Below are 18,834 nucleotides of genomic sequence, written 5' to 3' on the forward strand. Positions count from 1 at the left end.
CGCTTCCCCTTAAGCGCATGATAGACTATGCCCTCAAATCTGGCTTATCGCGAGTAAATCTATGAAAATCGGCATCATTGGTGCAATGGAAGAAGAGGTTGCGCTCCTGCGCGACAAAATCGAAAACCGTCAGACCCACAGCGTGGGCGGCAGCGAAATTTACACTGGCCAGCTGCATGGCGTTGACGTTGCGCTGCTGAAATCGGGCATCGGTAAAGTGGCGGCGGCGATGGGCGCGGCCCTGCTGCTGGAGCGCTGCCAGCCAGATGCCATCATCAACACCGGCTCCGCCGGCGGCCTGGCCCCAACCCTGAACGTGGGCGACATCGTGGTCTCCGACGAAGCGCGCTACCACGATGCCGACGTAACGGCGTTTGGCTACGAATATGGTCAGCTGCCAGGCTGCCCGGCGGGCTTCAAGGCCGATGAGAAACTGATTGCCGCTGCCAAAGCCTGCATCGCTGAGCACAACCTCAACGCCGCCAGCGGACTGATCGTCAGCGGCGACGCCTTTATCAACGGCGCTGCCGGTCTGGAAAAGATCCGCAGCCACTTCCCACAGGCCGTGGCCGTGGAGATGGAAGCGACCGCTATCGCTCACGTCTGCCATAGCTTCGGCGTGCCCTTCGTGGTGGTTCGCGCTATCTCCGACGTGGCCGACCGCGAATCGCACCTGAGCTTCGACGAGTTCCTGACGGTGGCGGCGAAGCAGTCCAGCCTGATGGTTGAAACCCTGGTGCAGAAGCTGGCGCGTGGCTAATCGCTGCGTTAGGGCGCTGGTCGCCCTCCTGCTGCTGGCGGCGGGGTCGGTGCTGGCCGCCCCCCGGGTGGTCACCCTCTCCCCTGCCAACACCGAGCTTGCCTTCGCGGCAGGGATCGTGCCGGTCGGGGTGAGCAGCTTCTCCAACTATCCACCTGCTGCGGAGAAGATCGAGCATGTGGCCAGCTGGCAGGGGATCAACCTCGAGCGTATCGTCGCGCTCAAGCCGGATCTGGTGCTCGCCTGGCGCGGCGGCAATGCCGAGCGGCAGGTCAACCAGCTGACAGGTCTTGGCATCAAGGTGCTGTGGATCGACACGCAGACCGTGGAGCAGATCGCGACGGCGCTGCGCCAGCTGGCTCCCTACAGCCCTGCTCCTGAAGAGGCTAACCATGCTGCCGACGCGCTGCTGGCCGACTACGCCGAGCTAAAGGCCCGCTACGCCCGCGCCACGCCCAGGCGAGTGTTTATGCAGTTTGGCGGCACCCCGCTCTTTACCAGCGCCAAAGGCTCAATTCAGAACGAAGTGCTGGAGCTGTGCGGAGGCGAGAATATCTTTGCCGCCAGCCCGGTGCCCTGGCCGCAGGTCAGCCGTGAACAGGTGCTGTCCCGCCATCCCGAGGCGATTGTTTTTGCAGGAAATGCTGCTCAGACCGCGGAAGTTGCGCAATTCTGGGATAAACAGCTCAAAATTCCGCTTATCTCCCTCAACAGCGACTGGTTTGAACGCGCAAGCCCGCGTATTATCCTCGCCGCAAAACAACTCTGTACCGCGCTGGCGGCGGTTAAATAATCGAGGATAAGCGATGCTCGTCTACTGGCTGGATATCATCGGCACGGCCGTGTTCGCCATCTCTGGCGTTCTGCTGGCTGGAAAGCTGCGTATGGATCCCTTCGGCGTGCTGGTGTTAGGCGTGGTCACCGCTATCGGCGGCGGCACAATCCGCGACATGGCTCTCGCTCATGGCCCGGTGTTCTGGGTCAAAGATCCCACCGACCTGGTGGTGGCGATGGTCACCTGCCTGCTCACTATTTTGCTGGTGCGCCAGCCGCGCAGGCTACCGAAGTGGGTGCTGCCGGTGCTGGACGCCGTCGGGCTGGCGGTGTTTGTCGGCATCGGCGTGAATAAGGCTTTTCTGGCAGAGACCGGGCCGATGGTGGCGATCTGCATGGGCGTGCTGACCGGCGTCGGCGGGGGGATTATTCGTGACGTGCTGGCGCGGGAGATACCGATGATCCTGCGCACTGAAATCTACGCCACCGCCTGCATTATCGGCGGCATCGTCCACGCGACGGCGTTCTATACCTTTGCCGTCCCGCTGGAGAGCGCCAGTATGCTGGGGATGGTGGTCACGCTGGTGATTCGCCTGGCGGCGATCCGCTGGCACCTGAAGCTGCCTACCTTTGCGCTGGATGAGAATCGAGGCTAAAACCAGTTTGTAGGCCCGGTAAGCGTAGCGCCACGGGCGTTACCATGCCACCGCTGTAATGCCGGGCGGCACGCTGTTTGCCCGGCCTACGGCGCGCGTGGTGCGCTTTAAATGCTGAACGAGGAGCCACACCCGCAGGTGCTTTTGGCGTTCGGGTTGGTGACCACAAAGCGGGAACCTTCCAGCCCTTCGGTGTAGTCCACCGCGCCGCCGACCAGGTACTGCAGGCTCATCGGATCCACAACCAGACCTACGCCCTGCTTCTCAATGGTCATATCGCCATCGTTGATCTGATCGTCAAAGGTAAAACCGTACTGGAAGCCGCTGCAACCGCCGCCGGTAATGTAGACGCGCAGTTTCAGGTTCGGATTATCTTCATCCGCGATCAGGCTTTTTACTTTAATTGCTGCTGCTTCAGTAAATTGCAGAGGCAGCGCTACGTCATCACTCATTTTAAACTCCCATTGATACGGCGATGCGGGCGTTAACCCGCCCGATCTTTATGAATATTATCCATTACCCTGGTAAATCGTTCAAGTATTCTCCTGGCGAGGCTTGCCGTCAGGATCGCCCCCCTGTCTGGCCAGCGTGCGGGCGAGGATCGTGGAGTAGAGCGGCTTACCGCCTAAAAACTGTGCCAGTAGCGTGGCACCCAGGCAGGTAATAATCATTGGCAAAATGAGCTGATAATTGTCAGTCATTTCCAAAACCAGCACGATACCGGTCAGCGGCGCGCGCACCGAGGCGGCCAGCAGCGCCCCCATCCCGGCGATAGCGAAGGTGCCCGCCTGAAGATGGTAGAGCGGAAATATCTCCGCGCAGGCCATGCCGAACGCCGTACCCAGCAGCGTGCCCAGCGCCAGCATCGGGGCAAAGATGCCTCCCGGCGCGCCGGACGAGAAGCAGAGCAGCGTGGTAATCACCCGCGCAACGAAGATAAACAGCAGCATCCCGGCGGTGTAGTTGCCCGCCGCCGCAACAGGGATCAGCGTAAAGCCACCCCCGGAGATCGCAGGCACTATCAGCCCCAGCACGCCGCACAGGCCGCCGATAGCCCCGCCAATCAGCACCCATTTGCCAATCTGCCCGCCGTGCAGGCGACCAAAGAGATCCTGGGTACGCAGGACTAAGGTGTTAAACAGCGGGCCAACGCAGCCAAAGATCATCCCCAGCACCAGGTAGAGCCAGAGGGTGTTGATCGGGGCATTGCTTAGCTTACCTACGTCGATCACCGCCGCCTCGCCGTTAAAGTAGCGAAATACGATGCTCGACATAATTACACCGGTAAAGACCGCCTTAATCGAGATGAGGTCGTAGCGAAACTGCGGGCGCATCTCCTCAATGATAAACAGGATCCCGGCCAGCGGGGCGTTAAAGGCTGCCGATAGCCCCGCCGCCGCACCGGTGGCCAGCAGGGTATGCCGCGCCTCCTTGCTGCGCATGCGGAAGATATCCAGCACCATACGGCCCACGTTGCCCCCGAGCTGCACCGTCGGCCCTTCGCGGCCGAGCACCATGCCCGCCCCCAGCGTGCCCATGCCGCCAATAAACTTTACCGGCAGGACGCGCCACCAGCGCACCGGACGTAGCTCCTCCAGCGCCCCTTCGATCTCGGGAATACCCGAACCGCCCGCCTCCGGGGCAAAACGGCGTACCAGAAAGTACCCCCCCATCGCCAGCAGCGCCGAGAGCACAAAGACCAGGGGCCACATGAACCACGCGGCGCTATCAGCGAACTGCGCCACCGTGCCGAGTCGCCAGAGGCTGACCGCGTTAACCGCCTTTTCAAAGGCGACGCCGACCCCGCCTGCGAGGGTTCCCACCAGCGCAGCCATCAGCAAAATCGCCAGCGGCGTTTTATCTCGCTGCAACAGACGGAGGATCCGCCGCGTTCGCATTGCATTGGTTTTTATTTTCATAGCCGAAAATGAATTAGTCATACAATTAAGGCAGGTAGTTTACCTGGGCGATCCTTTTATAACAAACGCGGAATACCTTAGAATAGCCCACTTACCTTCTCTACCAACCAGGAACGAATCCATGAGTAAGTCAGAAAACCTCTACAGCGCGGCACGCGAGCTTATCCCCGGCGGCGTCAACTCGCCGGTCCGCGCCTTCAGCGGCGTCGGCGGCACGCCGCTGTTTATCGAGCGCGCTGACGGAGCTTACCTCTACGATGCGGACGGTAAGGCCTATGTCGACTACGTCGGCTCCTGGGGTCCGATGGTGCTGGGCCATAACCACCCGGCGATCCGCAACGCAGTGATCGAAGCGGCGGAGCGCGGCCTGAGCTTTGGCGCACCCACCGAGATGGAAGTGAAGATGGCGGCGCTGGTGACCGAGCTGGTCCCGACGATGGATATGGTGCGGATGGTGAACTCCGGTACCGAGGCGACCATGAGCGCAATCCGCCTGGCGCGTGGCTTCACCGGTCGCGACAAGATTATTAAGTTCGAGGGCTGCTACCACGGCCACGCCGACTGCCTGCTGGTAAAAGCGGGCTCCGGCGCCCTCACCCTCGGTCAACCCAACTCGCCAGGGGTGCCGGCGGATTTCGCGAAGCACACCCTGACCTGCATCTACAACGATCTCGCTTCGGTGCGCGAAGCCTTTGAGCAGTATCCGGAAGAGATCGCCTGCATCATCGTCGAGCCGGTAGCAGGCAACATGAACTGCATCCCGCCGCAGCCCGAGTTCCTGCCGGGCCTGCGTGCGCTGTGCGATGAGTTTGGCGCGCTGCTGATTATTGACGAAGTCATGACCGGCTTCCGCGTTGCGCTGGCGGGTGCCCAGGCGCACTACAATGTGGTGCCGGACCTGACCTGCCTCGGCAAAATCATCGGCGGCGGGATGCCGGTAGGCGCGTTTGGCGGCCGTCGCGACGTGATGGACGCCCTGGCGCCGACCGGGCCGGTTTACCAGGCGGGCACCCTTTCCGGTAACCCCATTGCGATGGCGGCGGGCTACGCCTGCTTAACCGAAGTGGCCCAGCCGGGGGTGCATGAAACCCTGACGGATCTGACTACTCGCCTGGCGAACGGCCTGCTGGACGCGGCGCAGGAGGCGGGGATCCCGCTGGTGGTGAACCACGTCGGCGGCATGTTCGGGATCTTCTTTACCGATGCCGAGACCGTGACCTGCTATCAGGACGTGGTGAAGTGCGACGTGGAACGCTTTAAGCGCTTCTTCCATCTGATGCTGGATGAGGGCGTCTACCTGGCCCCGTCGGCGTTCGAAGCGGGCTTTATGTCTATTGCCCACGGCGACGAGGAGATCAACAAGACCCTCGACGCCGCGCGCAAGGCGTTTGCTCAGCTGTAGTTCTACCGTTAATTGCCGGGTGGCGGCTTCGCCTGACCCGGCCTACGGACTTTGTAGCCCCGGTAAGCGCAGCGCCACCGGGGAAATTACCGGCTCTGCTTACGCAGAAGATAGATAAAGTACGGCGCACCGATAAAGGTCGACAGCAGCCCGGCCGGGATCTGATACGGGAACATCACCATCCGTCCGCACCAGTCGGCAAATACCAGCATCACCCCACCGATAACCCCTGAGATCACCATGTGCGGCACCGTTCGCCGGAAGCCCATCATCCGCGCAATGTGCGGGGCCATCAGGCCGATAAAGCTCAGCGGGCCAATGGTCATGGTAGCGGTAGCGGTCAGGGAGGCGGCCAGCAGCAGCAGCCCGATGCGCGACGGCGTCAGGGCCATCCCCACCGCCCGGGCAGTATCGCCACCCAGCGGCAGAATAGTCAGCCAGCGGCGGCAGAGCGGCACGAGCGCCAGCAGCAGCACCATCACAATGGCCGAGCGAACCACCTGCTCGCCGGTGGCGTTATAGGTCGAGCCGGAGATCCAGGTCAGGATCTGCGCCATGCGCGGATCGCCGCTTGCCTGCAGCATCATCAGCAGCATGGTAAACGCGGTACTGAGCGCCATCCCGGCTAATAGCATCCGGTGCGGAGAGAAGCCGCCCCGCCCTGCCGCGATCAGGATAATCAGCAGGGTCACCGCCGCCCCGAGGCTCCCGGCTGGCAGCAGCCAGCCAAAGGCGTTCCCCGGCACAAAGAAGAGCATCAGCACGATACCAAAGGCCGCACCGGAGCTGATCCCCAGCACTTCCGGGCTGGCCATCGGGTTGCCGGTCAGGCGCTGAATAATGCAGCCCGCTACCGCCAGCATCACGCCCGCCACCAGCGCCGCCATGATGCGCGGCCAGCGCCACTGCGCCAGCGCGTCCAGCATCTCACCGCTGGCCCAGTGCCAGCCCTGAGCATCGCGACCCAGCGCCAGGGCAGCCATCACTGCCAGCAGCAGAACCACAATCCCGGCCAGCGCCCAGCGCGGCAGGTGCTGACGCTCGTTGGGAACATTATCCCCGGCGTTCATCTCCGGGGCGCTCATGCTCTTCAGGCGCGGCAGCAGCCATAGCAATAGCGGCGCGCCAATCAGCGCCGTCACCGAGCCGGTGGAGACCTCCATCCAGACGCGGGTCAGCCAGAGGATCACCTGATCCGACAGCCAGAGGATCAGCGCCCCGATCAGCGGAGCCAGCAGCAGGCGGGAGAGCAGCCGACGCGCCCCCAGCATCTTCGCCAGCAGCGGCGCGAACAGGCCGATAAAGCCGATGATCCCCACCGCGTTAACCAGCAACGCGCTGAGAACAATCGCCAGCAGCAGCGCCCCCAGCCGGGCCAGCGACAGCGCAAGGCCGAGGTTACGCGCCACGCCGTCGTCCAGCCCCATCAGGGTCAGCGGGCGCAGCAGCAGCAGGGTCAGCATCACCCCGCCCAGCAGCTGCGGCCAGAGACGTTCTACGCCGCTCCAGTCGGTCTGGGTCAGGGTGCCGGTGCTCCACATAAACATGCTTTGCAGCTGCTCGTGATGGAAAAGCACCAGCAGCTGGTTCACCGCCCCGCAGTAGAGGCTCACTACCAGTCCGGCGAGGATCAGCGTCACCGGTGACAGGCGTTTGCCCCAGGCGACGCCAAAGACCAGCGCCCCCACTGCGCAGGCACCAACCAGGGCAGCAAACTGCGAAGCCGCCACGCCGGGGATCGCCCACAAGGTGGTGACGGTAATGCCCAGCTGCGCGCCGGTCGAGACGCCCAGGGTGGTCGGCTCCGCCAGCGGGTTACGCAGCACCTGCTGGAACAGCACGCCCACTAACCCCAGCCCAGCGCCGACCAGCAGGGAGATCGCTAGCCGGGGAAGCAGGCTGTAGTGGAAAATCATCTGGCTGATGGCATCCACGTTCGGGTGCCAGATCGCCTGCGACCACTGGTCACGCGGCAGCGCCTGGGAGAGGTTCATCCAGGTGAGCCAGGCGGCGGCGATAAACAGGATCGCCAGCAGCAGCGCGGGCAGCGGCGCAATACGCTTGCTCATGCTTTACCTCCCAGGGCGTTATCCAGAACGCGGACAAAGTGCATCACCGACAGCGTCGCCCCGTAGAACCACACCGCGGGAACGCGCTGGAAGCGCCCCGCCCGCACAAACGGCATCGCCTGCCACAGCGGGGTTGCCATCAGGCGCTGCATATCCTGCTCGTTGCCGTGATCGAAGCAGATCACGTCCGCGTCCTTATAGGCTGCCAGCCGGTCAATGCTCACCGTCGTGCTGCCCCAGAAGGTGGTTTCTCCCTGCCAGGCGTTGCGGATACCAAACTCATCCAGCGTCTCCTGGAACAGGCAGTTCGAGGCAAAGACCAGCATATGCTGCGCGTCAAGCAGGGTGACCATCAGCAGCGGCCTGTCACCTCGCCCGGCGAAGCGCGGCTTCATCGCAGCGATAAAGGCGTCGAAGCTATCGAGGTGTGTCCGGGCCGCGGATTCGAGGTTGAGCAGCTGGGCCATCTCGTTCATGGAGTTGCGCGCCATCGTCAGCGGCTTCTTGCCGTCGCTGAAGTTAAAGCCCCGGCCAGGGGCAATCCGCGCCAGCACCTCCGCGGAGGGACCGTAGCCTGCCGACCAGACCAGGTACGAGGGCTGCATCTGGGTGAGCAGCTCAAGGTTGGGTTCGGTTCGCAGCCCGACATCAATTGTCGAGGCGGGTAGCTTGGGCTCGTTGACCCAGGTGTTGTAACTATTGACGTCGGCAACGCCGTAAGGGGCCACGCCCATCGCCAGCAGCAGCTCTACCGGCAGCCACTCCAGCGCCACGATGCGGTTGATATCGATGGCAGCCGCCCGCGCGGTTCCTGCCCGCCAGAGCAGCGGCGAGAGGGCCATCGCGGTCAGCAAACGGCGGCGACTCATCATAGGTAAGCCCGCCATCAGTAGACAAAGCTCACCGGTGCCGCCCCTGCCGGGTGGGGCAGAATGCCCATCGGGATACCGTAGATCTGCTCCAGGGTCTGGGCCTGCATCAGCGTCTCCGGCGTCCCCTCGGCAATCTTCTCGCCGCCGCGCAGCGCCACCAGATAGTCGCAGTAGCGCGCCGCCATATTAATATCGTGCAGCACGGCGATCACCGTCAGCCCACGCTGCTGGCTCAGGCGATGGATCAGCGCCAGGACGTCGACCTGATGGGCGATATCCAGCGCCGAGGTCGGCTCATCCAGCAGCAGGCAGCGGCTGTCCTGTGCCACCAGCATGGCGATCCACGCCCGCTGCCGCTCGCCGCCGGAGAGGCTGTCCACCAGCCGGTGCGCCAGCGGTTTTAGTCCCACCAGGCTAATCGCCTCCTCTACTTTCTCCCGGTCGGCCACGCCAAAACGTCCCAGCGCCCCGTGCCACGGGTAGCGTCCAATCGCCACCAGCTCGCGCACCGTCATCCCCTCCGCCTGCGGCAGCTGCTGCGGCAGATAGGCGACCCGGCGGGCAAAGGCTTTACTGTTCCAGCTCGCCAGCGGTTGACCGTCCAGCAGGATATCGCCCTCGGACGGCGGCTGGTGGCGGCCCAGCATCTTCAGAAGCGTAGATTTACCCGAGCCGTTGTGGCCGATAAGACCGGTGACCTTGCCTGGCGGAAAGGTGAGTGACAGCGGATGCAGCAGCGTGCGCCCGGGCACATGAAAGGAGACGTCAGAGAGCTGAAAGGTGGTATCGGGAAGCGTAGTGTTTTCCTGCATGGGACCAACTTATCAATAAAAAGGGCACAGTAAACCGTGCCCTAAGAGGAGGAGATTAGAAGCTGAAGCTGGCGGTAGCCACAACCTGGCGATCGGCGCCCCAGTAGCACGCATAGTCGCGGTAGCAGCTGGAGACGTATTCTCGATTGAACAGGTTATTCACCTTCACGCCCACGGAGGAGCCCGCCATGCCGACGCGCGCCAGATCGTATTTCACCGTCGCATCCACCAGCGTGTAGCTGCCGACGTTAAAGGTGCCGTTGATGTTATCGCCAACGGTGTAGAAGCTGGAGGTATCGCCCACGTAACGTGCGCCTGCGCCCAGCGTCAGGCCGCTCAGCGCCGTCTCGTGGAAGGTATAGTCCGCCCACAGGGAGGCCATATTACGCGGCACCTCAACCGGGCGTTTGCCCTGGTAGAGGGTATCGTCGGTGTACTCGGCATCGGTGTAGCTGTAGGACGCCGTCAGGTTGATATTGCTGGTCAGCGCCGCTTTCGCTTCCAGCTCAAGGCCGCGAGAGCGGATCTCCCCGCCCTGCACGCTAAAGGCGTTATCAGACGGATCTGCCGTCAGGTTGTTGTCTTTGGTCAGCTGGAATACCGCCGCCGTGACGGTGACTGGCAGATCCTTCGGCACATACTTCACGCCCGCTTCATACTGCTTGCCGCGTGATGGATCGAACGGTTTACCCTGCTTCGTTGAACCAGACACCGGCTCAAAAGATTCGCTATAGCTGAAGTACGGCGCGACGCCGTTATCAAACACATAGTTTACCCCACCGCGCCAGGTGAACTGCTGGTCGTTGATCTCGCTCAGCGAGCTGGTCGAGCGGGTATAGGTCGAGGTTTTCGCAAAGTCGTAGCGGCCGCCGAGGGTCAGCACCCAGTGGTTCCACTCGGCCTGATCCTGCGCGTACAGACCGGTCTGCTCCTGACGGTTGATCACCGCATACGGGAAGTTAATGTTGACGTTAGCGTTGCCGTATTGCGGATCCACCATGTCCAGCGGGCTGGCCGAGCCGTAGGCTGCGTTGATGTCGTTGCGCATGCGCAGGTAGTCAACCCCGGTCAGCAGGGTGTGATCCACCGCGCCGGTCGCAAAGGCAGACTGCAGCTGGGTATCGACGGTGAAGGAGTTCAGATCTTCATCGGAGCGGACAAAGGCGCGGTTAATTTGCGTCGGGGCCGTGAAGCCGTTGCCGTAGACCGAGGTGTAGAGCGTGTGCAGACGGGTATAGCGCAGGTTCTGGCGCACCGTAAAGGTGTCGTCAAAGGCGTGCGCGAAGCTGTAGCCAATCTGCTGCTGGCGGCGGGACATACGGTTGTCCTGCTCGCCTTCGTTGAAATCGGTATCCAGCTTATGGGAGTTACCGTTGGCGTCGGTGTACGGCACCACGGTGCCGACGCGCGGCAGCCAGCCGTAGTAGCCCGCATCCGGATCGCTCTGGAAATTGCTCAGGAAAGTGAAATCGGTTTTGTCATCCGGACGCCAGCTAAAGGCGGGCGCGATGGCATAGCGGGTCGATTTGACCATTGTCTGCTGGGCATCTTCGCTGCGGCCGAGTCCGGTCAGGCGGTAGGAGAACACGCCGTCGTCGTCGATGGCATCGCTGAAGTCGAAGCCGGTCTGGTAGAGGTTATCGGTCCCCATCTGGAACTCCACCTCTTTCAGCGGCTCGGTGGTCGGACGCTTGCTGACCATAGAGACGATGCCGCCAGGGTTGCTCTTACCGTAGAGCACCGAGGTCGGGCCACGCATCAGCTCGATGCGCTCAAGGAAATAGGGATCCATAGAGGATTCAGAGTAGTTATCGCCCTGAAGTTTTAAGCCGTCGAGATACTGGTTGGTGTTCGCGCCGGTTGAGGCGCTAAAGCCACGGATAGAGATCACGTCCAATGTTTCAGAGCTGCCGCGGGTGGCGAAGACGCCCGGCGTATAGTTCAGCGCCTCTTTCACCGTAGAGGGATCTTTCATATCCATCTCTTCACGGGTGACCACGGAGATAGACTGCGGCGTTTTCTCAATCGGGGTATCGGTTTTGGTCGCCGTCGCCGTACGCTTGGCGGCGATGGTCGGTGCCGGGCCCCAGGCACTCTCCTGCTCAGCGGCAGCAGTGGTAACGGTAATGGTATCTTCTTTAGGAGCTGCCTGTGCAGCAAAGGAGATGCTGCCTACCGCAGTGGCAACGACCACGGCAATTTTACGCAGCGAAAGGTTGACCGGCTGAGCAGTTTCAGAACGCGCCATGGTGCTTCTCTCTGGATAATGGAATGATAACGTAAACGATAATTATTATTATGACCGCAGCATAATATGCCAGGCCCTGCGGAGATAGCAAGAGTTATGCGCCCCTACGAGAATTAAGGGATTAAGGAATAACCAGACGGATAACAGGGTGTTACAAGAGGGTTAAATGAGGTTAAAACTGTAGGGTTGTAGGCCGGGCAAGCGGAGCGCCGCCCGGCACTGTTTACTCCGGCTTAGTTACCGAACATGTCTTTGATCCAGCCTGCAACGCCGTCGCTCTTCTCCTGCTGCTGCGGCTGTTGCTGCTGCTGCTGAGGCTGCTGTTGCGGCTGCGGTGACGACTGCTCAAACGGGTTACCGCTCTGCTGCTGTTGCTGCTGCTGAAGCAGCATCTCGCTCTGCTGGCACAGGGCATCCGGATTCGATGTCCATACCGGTAGCGAGCGCACACCGCCGCCGCAGACGAAGTTACCGCCCTCGTCCACGCCCATGTTAACGATATCCTCTGGCGGCGTCAGATCCAGCGGGATCGGCGACTGGTTCGCCAGATAGCGCTGGTAGATTGCCATCGCCCCGCTGGCACCGTAGAGCTTGGTCGGTTGGTTATTATCGCGTCCCACCCAGGTAATGGTCACCTCACGGCCGTCGATTCCGGCGAACCAGGTATCGACGTTGTTGTTGGTGGTCCCGGTTTTACCCGCCAGATGGAGGCCCGGATACTTCGCCCCCAGCTGACGGCCGGTGCCGCGCTGGATAACCTGCTGCATGGTCCACAGGGTCATGTAGGCCGCCTGAGCCGGCACCGCACGCTCCGCCTGCGGGAAGCTCTGGTAGAGCACCGTCCCGTCTTCAGCAATCACCGAGCGCAGCGCCGAGAGCGTCGCACGGTTACCGCCGCTGGCGATAGTCTGGAACGCCTGCGCCACCTCAACCGGAGTCAGGTTCAGCGCCCCCAGCAGCATCGCCGGAACCGGGTGCAGCTGATCTTTTGGCACGCCCAGCTTGGTCCAGGTATCGGTCACCGCTGGCAGGCCCAGCGCCATCCCGAGGTTTACCGTCGGAACGTTCATCGAGCGGGTCAGGGCATCCGCCAGCATCACCTGGCCGCTAAAGCGGTGGTCATCGTTCTGCGGAGACCATACCTTGCCGTTAGGCTGGGGCAGAGAGATCGGCGCATCGGCAATCCACGTGTTCAGACGGTACTGGTTCGGCTGGCTCAGGGCGGTGAGATAGGTAGCCGGTTTCGCCAGCGAGCCGATAGAGCGCCGCGCCTGCATAGCACGGTTGTAGCCCGCAAACTGCGGCGTCGCACCGCCAACCATTGCGCGAACTTCGCCGCTGAAGCGGTCAACGACCACCATCGCCGTCTCCAGATCGCTCAGCTTACGCTGCTTGATCAGAGCCGGAATACCTTCCACCGCGGCTTTCTCTGCCGCATCCTGCGCCACCGGATCAAAGGTGGTGAAGATCTTCACGCCGGAGAGATCTTTGACCTTATCGCCCAGCTTCGCCTGCAGCTCCTGACGCACCATCTGCATAAACGCTGGCTGTGGAGAGATCACCCCGCCGCGCTTCTGCACTCCGAGCGGTCGGGCGCTGAGCATATCGTACAGCTCCTGATCGATAATCTTCTGCTCCTGCAGCAGGCGCAGCACCAGGTTACGCCGCTCCAGCGCCAGCTTCGGATTACGCCACGGGTTGTAGATCGAGGCCCCTTTCACCATGCCCACCAGCAGCGCCTGCTGGTCAAGACTCAGCTCCTCTACCGGACGGCCGAAGTAGTAGAGGCTCGCCAGCGGGAAACCGCGGATTTCGTTATCGCCGCTCTGACCGAGGTAGACCTCGTTCATGTACAGCTCAAGAATACGATCCTTGCTGTAGCGCGCATCAACGATCAATGCCATATAGGCTTCGTTCGCTTTACGCCAGTAGGAGCGCTCGCTGGAGAGGAAGAGGTTCTTCACCAGCTGCTGGGTCAGGGTACTCGCCCCCTGCACCGTGCGTCCCGCCGTCAGGTTCGCCAGTACCGCACGCCCGATGGAGAAGAAGCTGATCCCGTCATGCTCATAGAAGTGACGGTCTTCGGTCGCCAGCAGGGTATCCACCAGCAGATCCGGGAAGCCGTTACGCGCAACGAACAGACGCTGCTCGCCGTTCGGCGAGGAGAGCATAGTGATCAGACGCGGATCGAGACGGAAGAAACCGAACTGACGATGACTATCCATGTTCTCGATAGTGTCCAGGTGGTTATCGCTGAACGTCAGCCGCGCGCGGACCTGCCCCTCTTTGCTATCAGGGAAGTCAAACGGACGACGGATCATCTCGATACTGTTGGCCTGCACGGTAAACTCGCCGGGACGGGTCATCGCCGTCACCTTGCGGTACTGGGTGGCCTCCAGCAGCTTCACCATCTCGTTCTTGCTGATCGGCATCTCGGGTTCAAGGTTGACCATCCGGCCATACACCGCCGCCGGCAGCTGCCAAACTTTGCCGTCGATACGGCTGCGGATCTTCTGATCGAGATAGAGACCATAGATGGCAAACAGCACCACCAGAACAATAAAGATCTTCAGCAGCAGCCAGAGCCAGCCGCGCTTGCGCTTACCGCCTTTACCTTTGCCGCTGCCGTTGCCGCTGCCTTTACCACGGCGTGGCGCGGGTGCATCGTCCTCATCGTCATACTCATCGTCAATCTCTTCATCTCTGAGACGACGACGGGTTACCTTCTGTTTTACCGGACGCGCAGGTCTGCCTTTACGTCCAATAGGTTCGCGGTCATTCCCCGCCATGCTTACTCTCCGCTACATTATTCAGGCGCAAGGGCCCGATTCTCTTTTCTTCTACCAGGGGGCAGAAGAAGAAATCTCTCAATTTAACTTTCGCTACCCCGGATAGCGCTACGAATACTTTTTAGTGCGCCTGGTCGGCATCGCATTAGCCGGATCGTCCGGCCAGACATGCTTTGGATAGCGACCCTTCATCTCTTTTTGTACTTCACGGTAGGCACCTGCCCAGAACGCGCTGAGATCGCGCGTGATCTGTAGCGGACGCTGCGCTGGCGAGAGTAGCTCAAGCACCAGCGGCATCCGCCCCTCGGCAATAACCGGGGTGGCGGCCTCGCCAAACATCTCCTGCATCCGCACCGCCAGCACCGGCGGATCCTCCGCATGGTAGCGGATGGCAATCTGGCTTCCCGTCGGCACAGTGTAATGCCCAGGCAGCGCACTATCCAGCCGTTGACGCAGCGGCCACGGCAGTAAATGGTTGAGGGCATGGATCAAATCCAGCGCTTTCAGCGCCCGCAGGGAGTGAACGCCCTGCATGTCGGGAAGTAACCATAGCTCAAGCGAGGCTAAAAGCGAGGCGTCATCTACCGCTGGCCACGCATATTCTGGTAGCCACAGCGCCGCACAGTGGAGACGCAGGCGCAGCTGCTCTGCCGCCGGGGTCCAGTTCAGCACCTGTAGCCCTTTATCGCGAATGCCGTTGAGCATCGCCTGGTGTAGCTCGCTCTCTGACGGCTTCGCCAGCGGCCTGACGCTCACCGTCAGCTGCCCGACCTGACTGCGGCGCAGCGCTTTCAGCGTGCCCTGGGCGTCGTCCCACTCTATGGTATCGGAGTGGCGCACCAGCCACGGTGCGGCGGCGATTAGCGTCTCAATATTGACCGGCATCGCCTGTAAAATGCGCGCGTCCGGCTGCTGGCTGCCCTGTAACAGCAGCGGCGCAATCAGCCATTCGTGGCGGCCCATCGCATCGTCTACGTCGAGCATCGCCCCCATGCCGTTTGCCAGCTGGTAACGCCCCTCCTGACCGCGCCGACGGGCAATACGGTCGGCAAAGCCGCGCGCCAGCAGGGTTGGGATAAGATCGCTATCTTCCCTCCCCTCTACGCCGTTAAGCCGCTTAAGCAGCTGGCGGCTGCGCCGCTGCCAGTGCGGCTGGCTGCGGGAGAAGGCCGCGCCGAGATCGGTACTGCTTCCGCGCGGCGGCTCCTCCAGAATAGCAGCAAGCTTCGCCGCCGTTGCCGCCTCGTCGCCGGTCTGCGCGCTGACTAGCATGGCCGAGAGGCGCGGGGTCACGCCCAGCCTCGCCATCTTCTGCCCGCGCGCCGTCAGCCGCCGGTTCTCCAGCGCGCCCAGCTGCGCCAGCAGCGTTTCTGCCGCCGCCAGGTTCACCGCTGGCGGCATGTCCAGCCAGCAGAGCTGGGCCGGATCGCTACAGCCCCACTGCACCAGCTCCAACAGCATGGCGCTGAGATCGCTTTGCAGGATCTCCGGCTCGCTCTGCGCCGCTGCCCGCTCCGCCTGCTCTTTCGCCAGCAGGTGCAGGCAGATGCCCGGCGCCAGTCGTCCGGCGCGTCCGGCACGCTGGGTCATCGAGGCCTGGCTTACCCGCTGGGTTACCAGCCGCGTTAGGCCGGTGCGAGCGTCGAAGCGGGCTACCCGCTCCTGGGCGCTGTCAACCACCAGCCGGATCCCCTCAATAGTTAAACTGGTCTCGGCGATGTTGGTCGCCAGTACCACTTTGCGCAGCCCTTCCGGCGCGGGCAGGATCGCCTTACGCTGATCGCTCAGGGGCAGCGCACCGTAGAGCGGACAGAGCAGCACGTCGCTGCCGACGCGCTGGGCCAGCTGCTCCTGCACGCGCTGGATCTCACCGACGCCGGGCAGAAACAGCAGCAGCGAGCCGTGCTCGGCCCGTAGCAGCTCGGCGGTCGCCGCGGCCACGGCCTCATCAAAGCGAGTATGGCTGGGCAGCGGCTGATAGCGGCGATCCACAGGGTACGCACGCCCCTCCGAAGCGATAACCGGCGCGTCAGGCAGCAGACGCTGGAGACGGTCGTTATCCAGCGTCGCCGACATAATAAGGAGCTTGAGATCGTCGCGCAGCCCCTGCTGCACGTCCAGCAGCAGCGCCAGAGCCAGATCGGCCTCCAGGCTACGCTCGTGGAACTCATCGAGGATCACCAGTCCAATGTCGGCCAGCTCGGGATCGCGCTGGATCATGCGGGTCAGGATCCCCTCGGTGACCACCTCCAGGCGCGTCGCTGCGCCGACGCAGGTCTCACCTCGCATCCGGTAGCCCACCGTCTCACCGGGCTGCTCGCCCAATAGCTCCGCCAGCCGCTGGGCGACGTTGCGCGCTGCCAGACGACGCGGCTCCAGCAGCAGAATGCGCCCGGCAATATTACCCTCGGCAAGAATGTGCAGCGGCAGCCAGGTCGATTTGCCCGCGCCGGTGGGGGCGTTAAGCAGGACCTGTGGCGCATGGGCGAGCGCAGAGAGCAGTTCGGGCAGTACGGCAGCGACGGGCAGAGAGGACACGCATGGCTCCAGGGGTTAACTTTCATTTCAACGGCGAGCATTGTAGCATCGCCGTAAATCATTACCGAGTATCGCTTATGTCTGAGCCAAAAAGGCTGTTCTTCGCCGTTGCGCTGCCCGACCAGATCCAGCGGCAGATTATCCACTGGCGGGCGGCGCATTTTTCGCCAGAGGCCGGACGTCCCATTGAGGCGGCAAATCTCCACGTAACGCTGGCGTTTCTCGGCGAGGTCGGCGAGGAGAAGCAGCGCGCGCTGAGCCAGCTTGCCGGACGCATCCGCCAGCCGGGCTTTACCCTGACCCTGGACGATGCCGGGCAGTGGCTGCGCTCACGGGTAGTCTGGCTCGGCACGCGCCAGCCGCCGCGCGGCCTGTTGCAGCTGGCCAACCTGCTGCGTGCCCAGGCCGCCCGCAGCGGCTGCTACCAAAGTCCGCAGCCGTTTCATCCTCACGTGACGCTGCTGCGCAACGCCAGCCACGCGGTGGCTATTCCGCCGCCGGGGTTTAGCTGGTCCTTTCCCGTTAACGAATTTGTGCTGTATGAGTCGCAGTTTTCCCGAGGGCGCACCCGTTATACGCCGCTGGAGAGCTGGCGACTTGCTGATTAAGAGGTTCTGATGCAGTTCTCCCCCCCGTTACAGCCTGGTACCCTGGTGCAGCGCTACAAGCGTTTTCTGGCGGATGTGATTACCCCGGACGGTACGGCCCTGACGCTGCACTGTCCCAATACCGGGGCGATGACCGGCTGCGCGACGCCCGGCGATACCGTCTGGTACTCCACCTCAGAGAGCGCAAAGCGTAAGTACCCGCACACCTGGGAGATCACCCAGACGCAAAATGGCACGTTTATTTGTGTCAACACATTACGGGCCAACACATTGGCCAAAGAGGCGATTCTCTCCGGCGTTATCCCTGAACTGCAGGGCTATAGCGTGCTGAAAAGTGAAGTAAAATACGGCTCCGAAAATAGCAGAATAGACCTTATGTTGCAGGCGGAGGCCCGCCGCAACTGCTATATTGAAGTGAAATCGGTCACGCTTGCCGACAAGGGATACGGCTTTTTTCCCGATGCAGTGACTCTTCGCGGGCAGAAGCATCTGCGGGAGTTAATGAGCGTGGCGGCCAGTGGGGATCGGGCAGTGATGCTGTTTACCGTGCTGCACTCAGCCATTGAACGTTTTTCACCGGCGCGCCATATAGATGCAAAATACGCACAGCTTTTAGAAGAAGCGCAGCGGCAGGGGGTAGAAATTCTGGTTTACAAAGCGGAACTTTCTGCCGGAGAAATGAGTCTTAGATCGCCCTTACCTTATGAAAGCTAAGGATCGGCGACCAGCCAGATAGCATTCTGGTCTACGTGCGCAAATACGCTTTTCCTCACAGGGTTGTCAAGTGTTACGTTTAGATAATTGCTATCCGGAAAAGCATCTGCTATTTATAGCGGCCTGATTTTTCCCCCGAACACGGGGATCGATAGTGCGTGTTAAGGAGAAGCAACATGCAAGAAGGGCAAAACCGTAAAACATCGTCCCTGAGTATTCTCGCCATTGCTGGCGTGGAGCCGTATCAGGAGAAGCCGGGCGAAGAGTATATGAACGAAGCCCAGCTGGCGCACTTCAAGCGTATTCTTGAAGCGTGGCGTAATCAACTTAGGGATGAAGTCGATCGCACCGTCACCCATATGCAGGATGAAGCTGCTAACTTCCCGGATCCGGTGGACAGAGCCGCCCAGGAAGAGGAGTTCAGCCTCGAACTGCGTAACCGTGACCGCGAGCGTAAACTGATTAAAAAGATCGAGAAGACGCTGAAGAAAGTAGAAGACGAAGACTTTGGCTTCTGCGAATCCTGCGGTGTTGAAATTGGCATTCGTCGTCTGGAAGCACGTCCGACAGCCGACCTGTGCATCGACTGCAAAACACTGGCTGAAATCCGCGAAAAACAGATGGCGGGCTAAGCCCGGCGTTTTCGCACCGTTCCCTGTGGCGGGAGTCTCTC

15 protein-coding genes are annotated in these 18,834 nt (G+C 61.7%); 7 read left to right on the top strand and 8 right to left on the bottom strand.

Annotated elements, in window-relative coordinates; all coding sequences use genetic code 11:
* The first annotated feature begins 61 nt into the window (after window positions 1-61).
* From mtnN to RTX96_RS14290, 3 genes are read left to right on the top strand one after another with little or no spacing between them, the layout of a single operon-like run.
* Window positions 62-760, top strand: coding sequence for a 5'-methylthioadenosine/S-adenosylhomocysteine nucleosidase (gene mtnN, locus RTX96_RS14280; RefSeq protein ID WP_103820655.1), 699 nt, complete (start codon window positions 62-64; stop codon window positions 758-760).
* Entirely contained in the window at window positions 753-1,553 is an 801-nt protein-coding gene (gene btuF / locus RTX96_RS14285; protein ID WP_312671420.1) for a vitamin B12 ABC transporter substrate-binding protein BtuF, read from the top strand. Before mtnN ends, btuF begins: the two co-directional genes overlap by 8 nt.
* 13 nt (window positions 1,554-1,566) lie before the next feature.
* A complete protein-coding gene (locus tag RTX96_RS14290; protein WP_312671421.1) occupies window positions 1,567-2,190 on the top strand; it encodes a TRIC cation channel family protein in 624 nt (207 codons plus the stop codon).
* Window positions 2,191-2,297: 107 nt separating this feature from the next.
* Here the strand turns inward: RTX96_RS14290 and erpA are convergent, their stop codons facing one another.
* Both erpA and clcA read right to left on the bottom strand, forming a co-directional pair.
* Window positions 2,298-2,642, bottom strand: a complete 345-nt coding sequence (gene erpA, locus RTX96_RS14295) for an iron-sulfur cluster insertion protein ErpA (protein WP_103820658.1) — start codon at window positions 2,640-2,642, stop codon at window positions 2,298-2,300.
* Between the two features lie 81 nt (window positions 2,643-2,723).
* Window positions 2,724-4,130 carry a H(+)/Cl(-) exchange transporter ClcA gene (clcA, locus tag RTX96_RS14300; protein WP_103820659.1) on the bottom strand — a complete coding sequence of 469 codons (1,407 nt, stop codon included), beginning with the start codon at window positions 4,128-4,130 and terminating at the stop codon, window positions 2,724-2,726.
* Window positions 4,131-4,230: 100 nt separating this feature from the next.
* On the opposite strand from clcA, the gene hemL reads away from it, so the two are divergent.
* Entirely contained in the window at window positions 4,231-5,511 is a 1,281-nt protein-coding gene (hemL, locus tag RTX96_RS14305) for a glutamate-1-semialdehyde 2,1-aminomutase (RefSeq protein ID WP_312671422.1), read from the top strand.
* A gap of 86 nt (window positions 5,512-5,597) precedes the next feature.
* On the opposite strand, the gene fhuB is transcribed toward hemL, so the two are convergent.
* The 6 genes from fhuB to hrpB form a co-directional block, all read right to left on the bottom strand.
* Window positions 5,598-7,580 (bottom strand): Fe(3+)-hydroxamate ABC transporter permease FhuB, encoded by a 1,983-nt coding sequence (fhuB, locus tag RTX96_RS14310; RefSeq protein ID WP_312671423.1) that lies wholly within the window; start codon window positions 7,578-7,580, stop codon window positions 5,598-5,600.
* Window positions 7,577-8,467 carry a Fe(3+)-hydroxamate ABC transporter substrate-binding protein FhuD gene (fhuD, locus tag RTX96_RS14315; RefSeq protein WP_103820662.1) on the bottom strand — a complete coding sequence of 297 codons (891 nt, stop codon included), beginning with the start codon at window positions 8,465-8,467 and terminating at the stop codon, window positions 7,577-7,579. Before fhuD ends, fhuB begins: the two co-directional genes overlap by 4 nt.
* Window positions 8,467-9,264, bottom strand: coding sequence for a Fe3+-hydroxamate ABC transporter ATP-binding protein FhuC (fhuC, locus tag RTX96_RS14320; protein ID WP_103820663.1), 798 nt, complete (start codon window positions 9,262-9,264; stop codon window positions 8,467-8,469). Before fhuC ends, fhuD begins: the two co-directional genes overlap by 1 nt.
* Window positions 9,265-9,319: 55 nt before the next feature.
* Entirely contained in the window at window positions 9,320-11,512 is a 2,193-nt protein-coding gene (gene fhuA, locus RTX96_RS14325) for a ferrichrome porin FhuA (RefSeq protein WP_312671424.1), read from the bottom strand.
* 233 nt (window positions 11,513-11,745) lie between these two features.
* Window positions 11,746-14,301 carry a bifunctional glycosyl transferase/transpeptidase gene (mrcB, locus tag RTX96_RS14330; protein WP_103820665.1) on the bottom strand — a complete coding sequence of 852 codons (2,556 nt, stop codon included), beginning with the start codon at window positions 14,299-14,301 and terminating at the stop codon, window positions 11,746-11,748.
* A 108-nt stretch (window positions 14,302-14,409) separates the two neighbouring features.
* Window positions 14,410-16,839 carry an ATP-dependent helicase HrpB gene (gene hrpB, locus RTX96_RS14335; RefSeq protein WP_312671425.1) on the bottom strand — a complete coding sequence of 810 codons (2,430 nt, stop codon included), beginning with the start codon at window positions 16,837-16,839 and terminating at the stop codon, window positions 14,410-14,412.
* Window positions 16,840-16,916: 77 nt separating this feature from the next.
* Here hrpB and thpR point away from each other — a divergent pair, with 77 nt between their 5' ends.
* The 3 genes from thpR (at window position 16,917) to dksA (ending at window position 18,793) form a co-directional block, all read left to right on the top strand.
* Window positions 16,917-17,447, top strand: coding sequence for an RNA 2',3'-cyclic phosphodiesterase (gene thpR / locus RTX96_RS14340; protein ID WP_103820667.1), 531 nt, complete (start codon window positions 16,917-16,919; stop codon window positions 17,445-17,447).
* Between the two features lie 9 nt (window positions 17,448-17,456).
* Window positions 17,457-18,161 carry a DNA/RNA nuclease SfsA gene (gene sfsA / locus RTX96_RS14345; RefSeq protein ID WP_312671426.1) on the top strand — a complete coding sequence of 235 codons (705 nt, stop codon included), beginning with the start codon at window positions 17,457-17,459 and terminating at the stop codon, window positions 18,159-18,161.
* A 176-nt stretch (window positions 18,162-18,337) separates the two neighbouring features.
* Complete coding sequence (gene dksA, locus RTX96_RS14350; protein WP_007373199.1) at window positions 18,338-18,793, top strand: RNA polymerase-binding protein DksA; 456 nt, start codon at window positions 18,338-18,340, stop codon at window positions 18,791-18,793.
* Window positions 18,794-18,834: the final 41 nt, after the last annotated feature.

The sequence above is a fragment of the Pseudescherichia sp. genome (assembly GCF_032052675.1).
Taxonomy (GTDB): domain Bacteria; phylum Pseudomonadota; class Gammaproteobacteria; order Enterobacterales; family Enterobacteriaceae; genus Pseudescherichia.